This is a genomic window from Streptomyces sp. NPDC001410, assembly GCF_042895235.1.
Taxonomy (GTDB): domain Bacteria; phylum Actinomycetota; class Actinomycetes; order Streptomycetales; family Streptomycetaceae; genus Streptomyces.
Map to the genome: position 1 here is coordinate 42,708 of NZ_JBIAWE010000016.1, position 14,294 is coordinate 57,001.

General features: G+C 68.3%; 16 protein-coding genes and 1 pseudogene. 10 read left to right on the forward strand and 7 right to left on the reverse strand.

Annotated elements, in window-relative coordinates; translation table 11 throughout:
* Position 1 precedes the first annotated feature (1 nt).
* Positions 2-433, forward strand: a complete 432-nt coding sequence (locus ACFY3C_RS31275) for a hypothetical protein (protein ID WP_390773158.1) — start codon at positions 2-4, stop codon at positions 431-433.
* A gap of 324 nt (positions 434-757) precedes the next feature.
* On the opposite strand, the gene ACFY3C_RS31280 is transcribed toward ACFY3C_RS31275, so the two are convergent.
* Both ACFY3C_RS31280 and ACFY3C_RS31285 read right to left on the reverse strand, forming a co-directional pair.
* A complete protein-coding gene (locus tag ACFY3C_RS31280) occupies positions 758-1,012 on the reverse strand; it encodes a DUF397 domain-containing protein (protein WP_390773159.1) in 255 nt (84 codons plus the stop codon).
* Positions 990-1,877, reverse strand: coding sequence for a helix-turn-helix domain-containing protein (locus ACFY3C_RS31285; RefSeq protein ID WP_390773160.1), 888 nt, complete (start codon positions 1,875-1,877; stop codon positions 990-992). Before ACFY3C_RS31285 ends, ACFY3C_RS31280 begins: the two co-directional genes overlap by 23 nt.
* 198 nt (positions 1,878-2,075) lie before the next feature.
* Here ACFY3C_RS31285 and ACFY3C_RS31290 point away from each other — a divergent pair, with 198 nt between their 5' ends.
* The 3 genes and pseudogenes from ACFY3C_RS31290 to ACFY3C_RS31300 form a co-directional block, all read left to right on the forward strand.
* Positions 2,076-2,501, forward strand: a complete 426-nt coding sequence (locus ACFY3C_RS31290; RefSeq protein WP_390773161.1) for an ATP-binding protein — start codon at positions 2,076-2,078, stop codon at positions 2,499-2,501.
* A gap of 452 nt (positions 2,502-2,953) precedes the next feature.
* Positions 2,954-3,133 carry a hypothetical protein gene (locus tag ACFY3C_RS31295; RefSeq protein WP_390773162.1) on the forward strand — a complete coding sequence of 60 codons (180 nt, stop codon included), beginning with the start codon at positions 2,954-2,956 and terminating at the stop codon, positions 3,131-3,133.
* An 80-nt stretch (positions 3,134-3,213) separates the two neighbouring features.
* Positions 3,214-3,516 (forward strand): annotated as a pseudogene (locus tag ACFY3C_RS31300) (PfkB family carbohydrate kinase); the annotation flags it as partial.
* Positions 3,517-3,523: 7 nt separating this feature from the next.
* Here the strand turns inward: ACFY3C_RS31300 and ACFY3C_RS31305 are convergent.
* Positions 3,524-4,441 (reverse strand): carbohydrate-binding protein, encoded by a 918-nt coding sequence (locus tag ACFY3C_RS31305; RefSeq protein ID WP_390773163.1) that lies wholly within the window; start codon positions 4,439-4,441, stop codon positions 3,524-3,526.
* 117 nt (positions 4,442-4,558) lie between these two features.
* Positions 4,559-6,214 carry a diguanylate cyclase CdgB gene (gene cdgB / locus ACFY3C_RS31310; RefSeq protein ID WP_386573663.1) on the reverse strand — a complete coding sequence of 552 codons (1,656 nt, stop codon included), beginning with the start codon at positions 6,212-6,214 and terminating at the stop codon, positions 4,559-4,561.
* Positions 6,215-6,509: 295 nt separating this feature from the next.
* On the opposite strand from cdgB, the gene ACFY3C_RS31315 reads away from it, so the two are divergent.
* On the forward strand, positions 6,510-7,121 hold the full coding sequence (locus ACFY3C_RS31315; protein WP_390773164.1) for a flavin reductase family protein: 612 nt from the start codon (positions 6,510-6,512) through the stop codon (positions 7,119-7,121).
* 56 nt (positions 7,122-7,177) lie between these two features.
* Entirely contained in the window at positions 7,178-7,639 is a 462-nt protein-coding gene (locus ACFY3C_RS31320; RefSeq protein WP_386573665.1) for a GNAT family N-acetyltransferase, read from the forward strand.
* Between the two features lie 82 nt (positions 7,640-7,721).
* On the opposite strand, the gene arfB is transcribed toward ACFY3C_RS31320, so the two are convergent.
* Positions 7,722-8,159: an alternative ribosome rescue aminoacyl-tRNA hydrolase ArfB gene (arfB, locus tag ACFY3C_RS31325; protein WP_116129476.1), complete on the reverse strand. Its 438-nt coding sequence runs from the start codon at positions 8,157-8,159 to the stop codon at positions 7,722-7,724.
* 151 nt (positions 8,160-8,310) lie between these two features.
* On the opposite strand from arfB, the gene ACFY3C_RS31330 reads away from it, so the two are divergent.
* A complete protein-coding gene (locus tag ACFY3C_RS31330; RefSeq protein WP_389176608.1) occupies positions 8,311-8,886 on the forward strand; it encodes a TerD family protein in 576 nt (191 codons plus the stop codon).
* A 70-nt stretch (positions 8,887-8,956) separates the two neighbouring features.
* Here ACFY3C_RS31330 and ACFY3C_RS31335 read toward each other — a convergent pair whose 3' ends face one another.
* On the reverse strand, positions 8,957-9,385 hold the full coding sequence (locus ACFY3C_RS31335; RefSeq protein WP_386573674.1) for a hypothetical protein: 429 nt from the start codon (positions 9,383-9,385) through the stop codon (positions 8,957-8,959).
* A gap of 98 nt (positions 9,386-9,483) precedes the next feature.
* Here ACFY3C_RS31335 and ACFY3C_RS31340 point away from each other — a divergent pair, with 98 nt between their 5' ends.
* Both ACFY3C_RS31340 and ACFY3C_RS31345 read left to right on the forward strand, forming a co-directional pair.
* Positions 9,484-10,425 (forward strand): GNAT family N-acetyltransferase, encoded by a 942-nt coding sequence (locus tag ACFY3C_RS31340; protein WP_390773165.1) that lies wholly within the window; start codon positions 9,484-9,486, stop codon positions 10,423-10,425.
* 315 nt (positions 10,426-10,740) lie between these two features.
* Positions 10,741-12,297, forward strand: coding sequence for a M4 family metallopeptidase (locus ACFY3C_RS31345; RefSeq protein ID WP_390773290.1), 1,557 nt, complete (start codon positions 10,741-10,743; stop codon positions 12,295-12,297).
* Positions 12,298-12,327: 30 nt separating this feature from the next.
* Here the strand turns inward: ACFY3C_RS31345 and ACFY3C_RS31350 are convergent, their stop codons facing one another.
* A complete protein-coding gene (locus ACFY3C_RS31350) occupies positions 12,328-13,722 on the reverse strand; it encodes a M1 family metallopeptidase (protein WP_386573676.1) in 1,395 nt (464 codons plus the stop codon).
* Between the two features lie 70 nt (positions 13,723-13,792).
* Between ACFY3C_RS31350 and ACFY3C_RS31355 the strand changes: the two genes are divergently transcribed.
* On the forward strand, positions 13,793-14,293 hold the full coding sequence (locus ACFY3C_RS31355; protein ID WP_386573677.1) for a hypothetical protein: 501 nt from the start codon (positions 13,793-13,795) through the stop codon (positions 14,291-14,293).
* The last annotated feature ends 1 nt before the right edge of the window (position 14,294 follow it).

The following is a 14,294-nucleotide window of genomic DNA, read 5'->3' on the forward strand; positions in this document are numbered from 1 at the left end:
AATGAACATCGCCACGCCGCAGTTTTTAGAACGTACACTCGACGGCGACCAAAGATCCACTTCTCCGTGGGGGAAACACGTGCGCAAGTCGTCGACCATCGGGCAGCTAACCGCTCTCGGCATAGCCACGATGGGACTCATCGTCTCGATGAGTTCACCAGCGTCAGCAGATGTCGCGGGCGTATGGATGATGGATGGCCACTACTTCAACATCCACAACAGCCCCAGCACCTCGTCCAGCATTCAGCAGACGATCACTGATCCCAACGCCAGAGTTCCCTGCCTCACAATCTCGTGCAACCGCCAGAACAACGGGGGCTCCTACAAGTGTTGGTCAGGAGGGCCGTCCGACAATGACTGGTACAAGGTGAAGTGGCGCGGCAAGACGGGTTGGGTAGCCGCAATGTGCGTCGAAGTTGGACGCGTCGGCTGACCAACACCGGTGACCACTGGTCACTACAGGCGCCAGCCGCTGGGCCGCCGGGGCTGACACCCCGACGGCCCAGCGGCTCTTTTCATCCGACCTGGGATGAAAACTTCCCATCCGGAGCCTGAGCTGGTCAGATCCGGGCGAGCGGCGCGGCAATTTACTGGATCGCGACACCGACCCAGGGGGCGACGGATTGGCGAGAAGCAGCAAGGGACAAGCTGGATGAGAGCGCGGCTTCGCGGCACCCTGGTGTGGCATTATTGCCCGCCCCTGTCTACATATCGCTGCATTATTGGAAGGGGCGCCCTGACGGCTCCAGAACCTGCGCTAGCACTCTGCGAGATAGTCGAACTCGCCGGCCTTGACGCCTTCGATCATGGCGGCTATTTCCGAGCGCGTGTAAAGGAGAGCCGGACCGCCGGGGGCTTTGCTGTGTCGGATGGCGACACCATCTCCGATGGCAGCGAACTCCACACAGTTGCCGTCGCCGGTGGACACGGATGACTTCTTCCATTCCACACCCAGAGTGGATGCATCGTCAATTACATGAGCAGACACATTACCTGCCTTTGCGGTGTTCATTGAGGTAATATTGAATTATCGCCAGGGATTTCGGCCCTCGATAGGATCCTTCCATTGTAAGGCGCCGGAACAGCCTACTGTACGTAGCAACCTCCCATTCCTCTTCCAGGAACCGATTTGACGTCAATCCGTCGAGGTAGACAATATCTGGTTCCCAGCTCCGCTGAAAGCTGAGAATCATGAATGATCCGCACATGACGGCGTGCCATGGGGATTGTTTCGGCAGTACGTAGAGGTTAACCGTATGCGGGTATTCCTTGGACAGGTTCAACAGATGTTCGAGTTGCTCGACCATGACGTCCGGGCCGCCGACAACATGCTCAAAGGCTGATTCGGATACGACGCCCCAGAAAATCAGGGGGTTCGGTCGCTTGAAAACCTCTTGCCGTTTGTCGCGAATGGCGAGCCGCTCACACCTTTCTTCTTCCGAGATGTCAGGCAAGTGCATGTCGAGCACCGCACCCGCATAGGCGTGTGTTTGCAACAGGCCCGGAATCAGGTTCGTTTCGGCGTTGTACGCCTCGACCGCGTCGCTCTCGTAGCCGATGTAGTCGGCGTAGACGGCACTCACCACGCTGCGAATGTCACTGTCCCACCCGCGCACGTTGCCCCGGGCGCGCAGGTCAAGAACGTACGTCCGTAGCCCCTCGTCCGTAACACCGTAGAGACTGAAGAGCTGATTCAGGTCACGCTCGGAGACTCCGACGCGCCCGGTCTCGATGCGGTTCAACTTGGCAGGCACCCACCCCAACGAGCGCGCTGCAGCGTCCTGCGTGCCGCGCCTGCCGTCCTCTCGCAGCTTGCGGAGGATGGACCCGAGCCGAACCTGACGGGCTGTCGGTTGATCGATGCGGCGGGCGCTCACAGACGCCTCTCCCTCTCTGCTGACCTGGGGTGTCAAGCGGTGCACGGCGTCGACTTCGATCGCCTGGGCGTGCACTCGATGCAGTGAACGTCGTTTGTAAGCTTGCAACTTGCCGGTCCGCGTGCAAGCTTACAAATGTCGCCCTGTTCGTAGTCGATCGCTCACTGTCAGCTGCCATGCCCCAGGGGGTTATCTGTCATGCCCGAACCGTTTGCTCGCTGTCAGTATCCCACCACCCCACGATCAGTAGCCCGTGCCCGTGCGGACAGCCTCGCCTTCCTCAGCTCCTGTGGTATCGGCCGTGAGACCGGATTCGCAAGTGATCTCGCGCTTGTTGTCAGTGAGTTAATGACGAACGCCGTAACTCACGGACGAGTGCCGGGTACTTCCGGTCGGCAGATCGGAATGTCCATCGAAAAGGCCGGCAACGTCTACCGAATTGAAGTGCGGGACACCCAGCGCAATGGGATGCCTGTGCTGGGCGAGCCCAATGGGCTGGGAGGCGGGGGAAGGGGACTTCTGTTGGTCGAGTCCCTGTCCGACAAGTGGGGCGTGCGGCCGGAGGGTGCCGGGAAAACCGTGTGGGCCGAGAAGGAATTCGGCGCTGGGAACGACTGCAAGTGAACAAAAGTGCCCCACAACGGCTGCCGGGCCGTTGCGGGGCGGAGTGTCAACAGCCAGCCAAGGAGCTATCAACATGCGTAACCCTATCGCCTGGGTGCTCGGAATCCTGGGTGTCTTACGGACAAGGCCGCCCCAGTCGCGTACGCGAGGCAGGCCCACAACAGCAGCCAACGGCTGCGTACCACCGTCGAGTTCTGCCCCGGAGGCGCCCCGGTACTGGCGCCCCAACCCCAACGCGGCCCGTTGGATGCGCTGGGCGAGGCAGGCCGAGCGGCTGCGGTGGAGTGGGCAAGGGCTGCCCCTGCTGCCGGAGGAGGCGTGTTGGGGCGGTCGGAGGCCCACCGGGCCCAGGAATGGGAGTCGCTCCGAGCCGCCCGACTGGGGGCGGTGGGAGGCAGTAGAGCACCCGGTGCGTGCGTACGTGTTCGTCGCCCTGAGCGATGGGGCGAATCATGATTGACGACGACATTCCGGTACTGCACCTCGTGGACGAGCAGGAGTGGCTTGCCTGGGCCACCCACGTGAGGAAGTGCACCGCAGGGTGTCGGATCAGCCTGGGTGAGGAGTGTGCCGAGGCGGTGCCGCTGCGCAAGGCTGTGCACGAGGCGCGGGCCCGCGCTGCGAAGTCGTAGGCGCCGATGGCCGATGTATGACGAGGGGCGCCTGGCGTGGCAACGGCCGTACCGGCGTCCCTTCAGCGGCGTGCCAGCCTGGTGCCCAGGTGGTGGTGACCTCGCTGGACGCAGAGGGCCTGCTCGCCGTGATCCCCGAGGGCCACTGGCGCACCACCCCACCCGCCCGCGTCCACGGCAACCCGACCGGCGCGGGCGACTCGGCGGTCGCGGGCCTGCTGTCGGGCCTGGTGGAACACCTGCCGTGGCCGGAGCGACTGGCCCGGGCGGTCGCGCTGTCGGCGGCGACTGTACGGGCCCCGGCGGCGGGGGAGTTCGACCTGGCGGCGTACGAGGAGCTGGTGGGGCGGGTGGCGGTGACCGGGGCGGTCAGCGCGGCCTAGGGCTGCCTCAACGTTTGACCTGGCCCTTCTTGATCCACAGCTGGTCCAGAAGGGCGTTGCACTTGTCGCCGGGCTGGCAGGAGATGGAGATCGTGTTGGGGCCCTTGTTGAGGGTGGGCCACACGTAGGTCGTGGTCCAGCCGTTGACCAAGTCCCCGTCCTTGGCATGCGCGTAGTTCTTCAAGGGCAGCTTCGAGCCGAACGGCTTGCCGTTGACGGTGACCGTCATCTCCTGGTCTTGGCCCGGCACGCTGAAGTGCGCGAAGAGGGTGTAGGCGCCGTCCTCGGGGATGTTGTTGAACGTCCAGGTCACCGAGGACCCGACCGTGTTCAGGCCGCCCACATAGACGCCGCCCGCCGCCTGCGCGCCCTTGACGTCCGACAGCTTGGTCGCCCCGCCGGCCAGCTGGAGGGCGTTCGCGTCGGACTTGGGCAGCTCCCCCGGAGCCGCCGAGCTGCTGCTCGACGGGCTCGGCTTGCCGGTCTGGGACTGAGTCGGGGAGGCGCCCGCCTGGTTGCCGGACTTGTTGTCGTCCCCGTTGTCGTTGAGCATCGCGATGCTGATGCCGATCACCACGGCGGCGACCACGGCGATCGCGCCGATCAGCAGGCCCTTGGTGTTCGGGCCGCCGCGGGCCGGGGTCGGCGCGGGCCGGCTGCTCGTCGGGGCGCCGCCGGGGAGCGTCTCCGGGGCCTGGTAGTGGGCGTTCGGCTGACCGTACGTGCCCTGCTGCTGCGAGACGCCGGGCTGCGCCTGCTGCCCGCCGTACGTGCGCTCGCCGACCGAACGCACCCTGCTGACCGAGTTCGGGTAGCCGTACCCGCCGGACGGCGGCTGGGCCCCTCTGGCCTGACCGTCGGCGTACAGATAGCCGAACGGGTCGTCGTCCTCGGGCGTGCTCGGGCTGTTTTCGCCGGGCGTCATCCCTTGGTCTCCTCAGCAGGTGCGGGTGGATGCGGTACAGGTCTGGAATGGCGAGCCTACCCGCTCTGGCTGACCCAAACGGGTGACTCGGACCGCATCAACTCACTGACCTGCGGATCATCCGGCGCGCCGGTGCTGTTTGGGACGAGATCGTTTCTCTACGTACATCCGTTCGTCGGCTGACTTCAACACTTCGTCCGCAGTCATGCCGCAGTGTGCCCAGCCGATGCCGAAACTGGCGCCCACCCGGACGGCCCGTCCCTCGGCGCGGATGGGCTGGATGATCTCGTTGCGCAGGCGTACGGCGAGGTCCTGGGCGTCGGCCTTGCCGAGGCCGTCGGCGAGGATCACGAACTCGTCGCCGCCGAGGCGCGCCACGGTGTCGCCGTCGCGGACGCCCCGGGAGAGCCTGCGGGCGACCTCGATCAGGACCGCGTCGCCCGCGTTGTGCCCGAAGCGGTCGTTGATCGACTTGAAGCCGTCCAGGTCGCAGAAGAGGACCGCGAGGCCCTTGGTGCCGTCGTCGTGGTCGTCCTCGGGGGCGACGGTGTGGACGTGGTGGTCGAACCCGTCGTACGCCTCCGCGCCCGACGCGAAGTCGAAGCCGTGCCCGGCGGGGGCGTCGAAGGCGGGGTGGCCGTAGGCCGCGTCGAGGGACTCCAGGGCGCCGGCGTGGGTCGGGCGCTGACAGAGGCGTGCCGACAGCCGGGAGCGCAGCTCGGCGGAGTTCGGCAGCCCGGTGAGGGAGTCGTGGGAGGCGCGGTGGGCGAGCTGCAGCTCGCGGCGCTTGCGCTCCTCGATGTCCTCGACGTGGGTGAGCAGGAAGCGGGGGCCATCGGCGGCGTCCGCGACGACCGAGTTGCGCAGCGACACCCACACGTACGAGCCGTCGCGGCGGCCGAGGCGCAGTTCCGCGCGGCCGCCCTCGGCGGAGGTCCTGAGCAGGGTCCCGATGTCCTCGGGGTGGACGAGGTCGGAGAAGGAGTAGCGGCGCATCGCGGAGGCGGGGCGGCCCAGCAGGCGGCACAGGGCGTCGTTGGTGCGCAGGATCCGGCCGTGCTGGTCGCCGCCCATCTCGGCGATCGCCATGCCGGAGGGGGCGTACTCGAAGGCCTGCCTGAAGCTTTCCTCGCTGGCCCTGAGGGCCTGCTGCTCGCGCTCCAGGCGGACCAGGGCGCGCTGCATATTGGCACGTAGACGCGCGTTGCTGATCGCGATGGCGGCCTGGAAGGCGTACATCTGGAGGGCCTCGCGGCCCCAGGCGCCGGGGTGGCGGCCGTTGCGCGGCCGGTCGACGGATATGACGCCGAGCAGCTCACCGGAGGAGCCGCCCTGCACGCCGGGCGTGTACATCGGTGCGAAGAGCCGGTCGGAGGGGTGCCACTCGTCCTCGAAGCGGGGCGCGGGCCCGTCGGTGTACCACTGCGGGACGTCGTCGTCGTCCAGCACCCAGCCCTCGGTGTGCGGGATGAAGATCAGGTCGCCCCACTGCTCGCCCATGTTCAGCCGGCGCAGCCAGGAGTCGCGGGAGCCGACCCGGCCGGTGATCAGGGCCTCGGCGGCGGGGTTGCCGGAGAAGGCGGCGACGACGAGGTCGCCGTCGGGGCGTACGAGGTTGACACACGCCATCTCGTACCCGAGGGCGTTCACCGCGCCGTCGGAGACGGTCTGCAGTGTGTCCGCCAGGCTGCGTGCCGTGTTCATGTCGGCCATGACCTGGTGCAGCTGCCGCAGGGACGCAAGACGGACATACGGCTCCGACTCGGTCTCCATGCTCGCCCTCCCCCCGAGACCTCGCAGCGAATCAAGGGTTGTCTTCGGCGCTTCCTTACCCCGGTGGTTCTTGTCGTGCTCTTAGCTTCCCGCCACTGAATCACAGCGCGCTGCCCACTCGGTACACAGGGTCAACAATTCCTGCCCCTTGTGACTCAAGTCACAGAGGAACGTGAACAATTGGGTGGAGTTTCTGCGTTTTCCCTGTGTGTGTTTACTGGTCCCCGGGTCCTAGGACCCGGTTCGGTCCAGGGCCCGATGCGGCGCGCACGGAGCGGAGATTAGCGTCTCCGGCGTGCTGAACACTCCCTCACTCACCGCCACAGCTTCCCCCAAGCTCTCGGCTTCGCTCGAGCAGGGGGGACCCCCACCCGGGCATGCTGAGGGGGTGAGCAACGACGAGTTCCGGGCGGCTATGTCCCGGCTGGCCGCGGGCGTGGTCCTGGTGACCGCGCAGGAGCCGCCGCTGGATCCGGACGACCCGACCGCGCCGGGCGGCGAGGACGTCGGCATGACCGCCACGGCGTTCATGTCCGTCTCTCTGGACCCGCCGCTGGTGCTGGTCAGCCTGCGCACGGGCGCCCGCATGGACGACCTGCTCGACGAGCAGCCGCTGTGGGCGGTCTCGGTCCTCGCCGAGAGCCAGCGTCACATCGCCGGCCGCTTCGCCATGAAGGGCCGGATCAGCGACCGTCTGCTCTTCGAGGACCTCCCCTATCTCCGCGGGGAGGTCTCCGGCGCCCCGCTGGTGGGCGGCGCGCTGGCCACCCTGGAGTGCCGCACCGAGCAGCGGGTGGTGGCCGGGGACCACACCCTCGTCATCGGCCGGGTGCTGACCGCCCGAGTGCCGAGCGCCGAGGGCGGCCCGCTGATGTATTTCCGGGGCCGCTACCGGCAGTTGGGGTAATCGGGCGCCCGGGAATTCCATGGCTGTGCCGTCGGCGATCTGCTTAATGTGCGCGGATGACTGCTCATCTGGAAGAGATAACGCCCCGGAATGTCGAAGCCGCTCTCGCCATTCGCATCCGCCCCGACCAGGAACACGCGGTCGAACCGGTCGCCCACTCCCTCGCCGAGGCGTATGTCCACCGGGCCGGCCTCGCCTGGCCCCGGCTGATCGTGGACGGCGACCGCCCGGTCGGCTTCCTGATGGCCTTCCTCGACATCGACTGGCACGACGACGGCAGCGCGATCCGCTCCGGCCTGTGGCGGCTGAACATCGCCGCCGAGGAACAGGGCAAGGGGTACGGCCGCTTCGCCGTCGACTCCGTCGCCGCGGAACTCCGCCGCCGGGGCGCCAAGGAGATGTACGTCACCTGGCATCCCGGCCCGGACGGCCCTGAGGAGTTCTACCTCCGCCTCGGCTTCCGCAAGAACGGCGAGACGAGCGGAGACCAGACGGTCGGCGTGCTCAACCTGGCCTAGAAGGGCTCGACGACGAGCGTGACCGGCCGCGCCGGGTCGGTCACGATCTCGATGACGGCGATGTGGGGCGACTGCCGGGCGGCTAGCCCCAGTCCCGGCCCGAGCGGCCCCGCTTGGTGTCCGAGCGCTGCTTCTTCTCCCGCAGCCGCCGCTCGTTGATGCCCCGCGGTATCCGGGTCGGCCGGCGCGGCTTGGGCGGTGGGGCCGTCGCCTCGGCGAGGAGGGCGGCGAGGCGCACGGCGGCGGTCTCGCGGTTGCGCCACTGGGAGCGGTGCTCGGAGGAGCGTACGACCACGACCCCGTCGACCAGTCGCCCGGCCAGCCGCTGCAGCGCCCGCTCCTTCCACACCTCGGGAAGCGCCTCCGTGGCCGCGAGGTCGAAGCGCAGCTCCACCTGTGAGTCGCTGGTGTTCACATGCTGCCCGCCGGGCCCGGAGGATCTGGAGAAACGCCACGTCAGCTCGGCCTCGGGAAGCGAGACGGAGCCACGGATGAGGTAAGGCCCGGACATGCATCCCATGTTCCCGGTCCGGCCCGCCTCGCGTCATCCGGTTTTCGGCATTGGTAAAAAAGGTAAAGGGATCCGGAACCATCGGGACCCCCCTCGACGTTCTCCCCGGTGACGGTAGCTTCGTCGGCACAGAAACCTAAAAGGGAAGGGACTCCCAATCATGGCTGTAAGCCTGTCCAAGGGTGGCAACGTCTCGCTCACCAAGGAGGCTCCGGGCCTGACCGCCGTCACCGTGGGCCTCGGCTGGGACGTCCGCACCACCACCGGCACGGACTTCGACCTGGACGCCTCCGCCATCGCGGTGAACACGCAGGGCAAGGTCTACTCCGACGCCCACTTCGTGTTCTTCAACAACAAGCAGACCCCGGACAACTCCATCGTCCACACGGGTGACAACCGCACCGGCGAGGGCGCGGGCGACGACGAGGCGATCAACGTCAACCTCGCGGCCCTCCCGGCCGACGTCGACAAGATCGTCTTCCCGGTCTCCATCTACGACGCCGAGAACCGCGGCCAGAACTTCGGCCAGGTCCGCAACGCCTACATCCGCATCATCAACCAGGCCGGCGGCGCCGAGATCGCCCGCTACGACCTCTCCGAGGACGCCGCCACCGAGACGGCCATGGTCTTCGGCGAGCTGTACCGCAACGGCGCGGAGTGGAAGTTCCGCGCCGTCGGCCAGGGCTACGCCTCGGGCCTGGTGGGCATCGCCCAGGACTTCGGCGTGAACGTCTGACGGACGCCGCGCTGTGCGGGGACCCCCGGCTTCGGCCGGGGGTCCCCGCATTCGGTGCCGTGTAGCAGCCCTACGAGCCCGCCGGCCGGTAATACCCCAGCACGGCGGACAGTTGGGCGAACCACTCCCCCAGCCGTGCCCTCGGCTTCGCCTCGACGACGCACTCGTAGAACCGGCCGTCGGGGAGGACCACCGCCACCATCAGGGCCTTGCCGGACGGATTCGCCTTGTAGTGGACGCTGCGGATCTCCTGCCAGGGGAAGTCGACGGACATGCCGTGGTCCTCGAAGGCCACACCCTGGGTGTCGACCACGATCGAGTTGTGGCGGTCGACCGCCATGAACTCCGGGCCACTGGCCTGCGGTGGGGGTGCGGTCGGGGCGTAGGTGTACTGGGGCGGCGGGCCGAAGCCGGGCTGGGCGGTGGCCGGCGGGAGTGGTGGCGGTGGCTGCTGGCCGTAAGAAGGCTGGTTGCCGTACGGCGGTGGCTGGGTCGTCATCGTCTTCCGTCTCCCCGAACATGGTGTGGCTCCTGCGGAAATCTATCCAGCACCGCGGCGCCCCAGAAAAGCGGCCGGTCAGTGGATAGGGTCCCGTCATGCTCCTCGAACAGCTCTCGTCGACCGACGGCTCCCTCCCGGCTGAGCTGCTCACCGAGCTGACCGCCCTGTACGCCTCCAACCACGAGTTCCACGCGCTCAGCGGCGACTTCCCCGACCCGGACGACGTACGGCCCGATCAGGTGGCAGCCGCGCTGGCCGACGAGTTGGCACATCCGGACGCCGAGGTGCTGCTCGCCCGCAGCGCGGGGCGTGTGGTCGGCATCGTGATCACACTCGCGCGGCACCCCGACCCGGCCGACCCGGACCCGTGGATCGGGCTGCTGATGGTGGACGCGGCCGAGCAGGGGAAGGGGTACGGCCGGCGGGTCGCCACGCTGGTCGAGGAGCGCTTCCGCGCCGCCGGGCGCCGGGCCGTCCGGCTCGCCGTCCTGGACAACAACGCGGGCGGGCTGGCGTTCTGGACCGCCCTCGGCTACGAGATCATCGACCACCGCCCCGACCGCGCCCACGGCCGCCCGTGCGCCGTGCTGCGCAAGGTCCTGCGGACGCCTCGGCGGGCGGCCCGCGTTGCCGTCGTGGACCCCGAGGGCGCGGTGCTCCTCTTCCGCTACGACAACGTCGAGGTCGGCGTCCACTGGACCCTGCCCGGCGGTGGCCTGGAGCCGGGCGAGGGGCCCGTCGAAGGCGCCCTGCGGGAGCTGGCCGAGGAGACCGGCTGGACCGACCTGCCGCCCGGCCCTCTCCTGTGCACCTGGGAGCACGACTTCACGCATTCGGGCATCCCCGTCCACCAGCACGAGCACATCTATGTCGTCCACGGCCCCCACCGCGAACCGACCGGCCCCGACCTGACCGCCGCCCACACCGCTGACGGCATCCTCACCTGGCGCTGGTGGAACAGGCGGGAACTGGCCGAGGAGGCCGAGCCGGTGTGGCCGCCGGACCTCGCGCGGCTGCTGGACGAGTGGGAAGGCTGACGCGCGCGAGGTGTGACACCGCGGGCGTCAAACGCGCTGGATCTAAGGGGAGTTGTTTCCTCGCCCCCCATGTCCGCATATCGGATGTCAGACCGCATCTTCCGGATACAAACACGTAAAGTCTTGTCGGCGACCTGTCAAACAGGCCGTTCTTGATGTCACTCTCTCCTCGCCGCCGCAGTTCTGTGCATCCCCTGTGTCCTGCCTGCGTCTCCACCCCACGGAGACCGGCCTGAAGGAGATCGAGTGAGACAGCAGCCCCACGCTCCCCGCAAGACCGCCGTGCGCGCCGCCGCCCTGGTCGGCTCGGCCGCGATGGTCGTCCTCGCGCTGCAGAACGGCGCCGCCACCGCCGCCCCCACGCACACCCCCGGCGCCACCGCCCTCCCGCTCGGCGCCACGGCCCGCGCCGCCGCCATCGAGTCGGCCCAGCAGCACGCCGGTGCAGCGGCCCGGGAACTCGGCCTCGGCGCCAAGGAGAAGCTGGTCGTCCGGGACGTGATGAAGGACGTGGACGGTACCGTCCACACCCGTTACGAGCGGACGTACGCCGGGCTTCCCGTCCTCGGCGGCGACCTGGTCACCCACGTCGCGAAGAACGGTTCGCTGAAGGGTGTCAACAAGGCGGTCAAGGCCCGGATATCCGTGCCGACCACCACCGCGGCCGTCTCCCCCGCGAGCGCGAAGAAGACCGCTCTCAAGGCCGCCGACACCGCCAAGGCCACCACGTCGACCTCCCGCAAGGTCGTCTGGGCGGCCGGTGCCAAGCCGGTCCTCGCCTACGAGTCCGTCGTCAAGGGCCTCCAGCACGACGGCACCCCGAGCGAGCTGCACGTCATCACCGACGCGCAGAGCGGCAAGAAGCTCTACTCCTACGAGGGCATCGACACCGGCACGGGCAACAGCCGGTACAGCGGCACCGTCACGCTCGGCACCACCCCGTCGGCCTCCGGCGGCTTCGACCTGATCGACGGCGGCCGCGGTGGCCACAAGACGTACGACCTGAACGGCGGCACGTCCGGCACCGGCACCCTCTTCCACGACGCCGACGACGTCTGGGGCGACGGCACGAACAGCAACCGCCAGACCGCCGCCGCCGACGCCGCCTACGGCGCCGCCGTCACCTGGGACTTCTACAAGTCCGCGTTCAACCGCAACGGCATCGCGGGCGACGGCAAGGCCGCCTACTCGCGGGTCCACTACGGCAACGCCTACGTCAACGCCTTCTGGGACGACAGCTGCTTCTGCATGACGTACGGCGACGGCGCGAACAACAACGACCCGTTGACCTCGCTCGACGTGGCCGGTCACGAGATGAGCCACGGCCTGACCGCGGCCACGGCGAAGCTCAACTACCGGAGCGAGTCCGGCGGTCTGAACGAGGCCACCTCGGACATCTTCGGCACCTCGGTGGAGTTCTTCGCGAACAACGCCTCCGACCCCGGTGACTACCTCATCGGCGAGAAGATCGACATCAACGGCAACGGCACCCCGCTGCGCTACATGGACAAGCCCAGCAAGGACGGCAGCTCCGCCGACTACTGGTCGAAGACCGTCGGCCGCCTCAACGTGCACTACTCGTCGGGCGTCGCCAACCACTTCTTCTACCTGCTGAGCGAGGGCAGCGGCGCGAAGACGATCAACGGGGTCTCCTACAACTCCCCGACCTACGACGGCTCCACGGTCACCGGCATCGGCCGGGCCAAGGCCGACCAGATCTGGTACAAGGCCCTGACCACGTACTTCACGTCGACGACCAACTACGCGGGCGCCCGCACCGGCACCCTGCAGGCCGCGGCGGACCTGTACGGCTCGGGCAGCGCGGAGTACAACGCGGTGGCGGCGGCCTGGAAGGCCGTGAACGTCAACTAGCTCGCAGGTGAGTGAAGGCCGGGCCGCCTGTCATGGGTGGTCCGGCTTTCCGTCGCCGTACAGCCAGTCCTTCCAGATCTCGCGGAAGTCCTTGTCCGGGGCCTTCTTCTCCACGTACGCGGTGAAGTCGGCCGTGTCGGCGGTGCCGTAGCGGTGGGTGGCGGCCCAGCCCTGGATGATGTCGTAGAAGGTGTCGTCGCCGACCTTCTGGCGGATCTTCTGCAGGACCATCGCGCCGCGGTCGTAGACCGGTCTGTCGGAGATGTGCGCGGCGCTTGAGGGCTTGGCCGGCGGGAAGGCCCACAGGGCCTCGTCGTCGTCCTTGTACAGCTCGTCGAAGGTCTCCTGGGCGCTCTTGTCGCCGAAGTCCTCCTCGTACAGCCACTCCGCGTAGGTCGCGAAGCCCTCGTTGAGCCACATGTCCCGCCAGCTCTTCGGGGTGACCGAGTCGCCGTACCACTGGTGGGCGAGTTCGTGCACGAGCGTGCTGGTGTCGAACTGGTCGGCGGGGAAGACGGGCCGGGTCTGGGTCTCCAGGGCGTAGCCGACGTCTTTCGGGCGGTCGACGATCGCGCCGGTGGAGGAGAACGGGTACGGCCCGAAGTTGGTCTCCTCCCAGTCGATGATCTCGGGGATCTTCGCGAGCACCTTCGCGCTGTCCTCGGCCTGGGTGGGGTCGACCGCGGTGAGGACGGGCAGGCCGTGCGGGCCCGTGGTGCGGGTGATGTCGTAGTGCCCGATGGCGACCGTGGCGAGATAGCTGGCCATGGGCTGGGCGGAGTGCCAGGCGAAGGTGGTCCGGCCGCCCTTGGTGCGCTGGCTGGTCAACTCTCCGTTGGAGACGGCCTGGAGGCCCTTCGGGACGGTGACCGTGATGTCGTACGTCGCCTTGTCCGAGGGGTGGTTGTTGCCGGGGAACCAGGCCATGGCGCCGACGGGCTCGCCGAGCGCGAGGGCGCCGTCCGCGGTGCGCAGCCAGCCCTCCTCGGAGCCGTCGGCGTCGGTGAGGGTCTTCGGTCTGCCCGCGTAGCGGACGGTCGTGCTGAACGTCTCGCCCTTGTCGAGGTCGTCGTGGGGCCGGACGGTGAGTTCCTGGCCGGCGCGGTTCCAGCGGGCGCGCCTGCCCTCGACGGTGACCGAGTCGACGTCCAGTCCGGCGAGATCGAGGTCGAAGGCGGACAGGTCCTTCGTGGCGCGGGCGGTGATGACGGCCTTGCCGGTGAGGTGGCGGGTGCCGGGGGTGTAGTCGAGGGTGAGGGCGTAGTGGGTGACGTCGTAGCCGCCGTTGCCCGCCTTCGGGAAGTACGGATCGCGCAGGCCGGAGCCCCCTGGGGTGCCGTGGACCCCGCCGTCGCACGCGGTGCCGGTGAGGGCGAGAGCGAGCAGGGTGGCGACCGCCGGGACAAGGCGCGCGGATCTGGACATGTCAGTGATCTTAGGCTGGCGGAGCAGACGGGAGCAGGGGTGGGGCGGTGGGCGTGACACCATCTCTTCCGTGCTCGACATCGGCTACGCCCTCTCCAACCGCTTCCCGGACCCGCCGCAGACCGACTACCGCCGCGCGGACGTCCACGCGCTGCGGCACGACCTGTTCTGCGGGGACGTCTATCTCGCGGACACCAAGTCGGACCGGGAGCTGTCCACAGCCTGGGGATGGGTGCCGGTGCTGGACTTCGCGTGGGCGCTGTGCGACATCGTGGAGCAGCTGGACCGGGATCCCATGGGCTCCCGCGCCTCCCGGCCGCAGCACGCGGAGCTGGACTTCACCGAGTCCACCGACCGCATGCTGTTCGAGCGCCGCTTCGGCTGGGTGGACGTCGAGGCCGACTGGATGCCGGCCGAGGAGCCCCCGCTCACCTTCTCCCACACCGAACTGCGCCGCGAGGCACGAGACTTCCTGCACGACCTCCTCGCCGACCTGACCGACCTTCACGAGGACCTGGCGGAGAACCCGGCGATCTGGACCCTCCAGTCGCGTTTCCCTCGCCTGCCCTGAG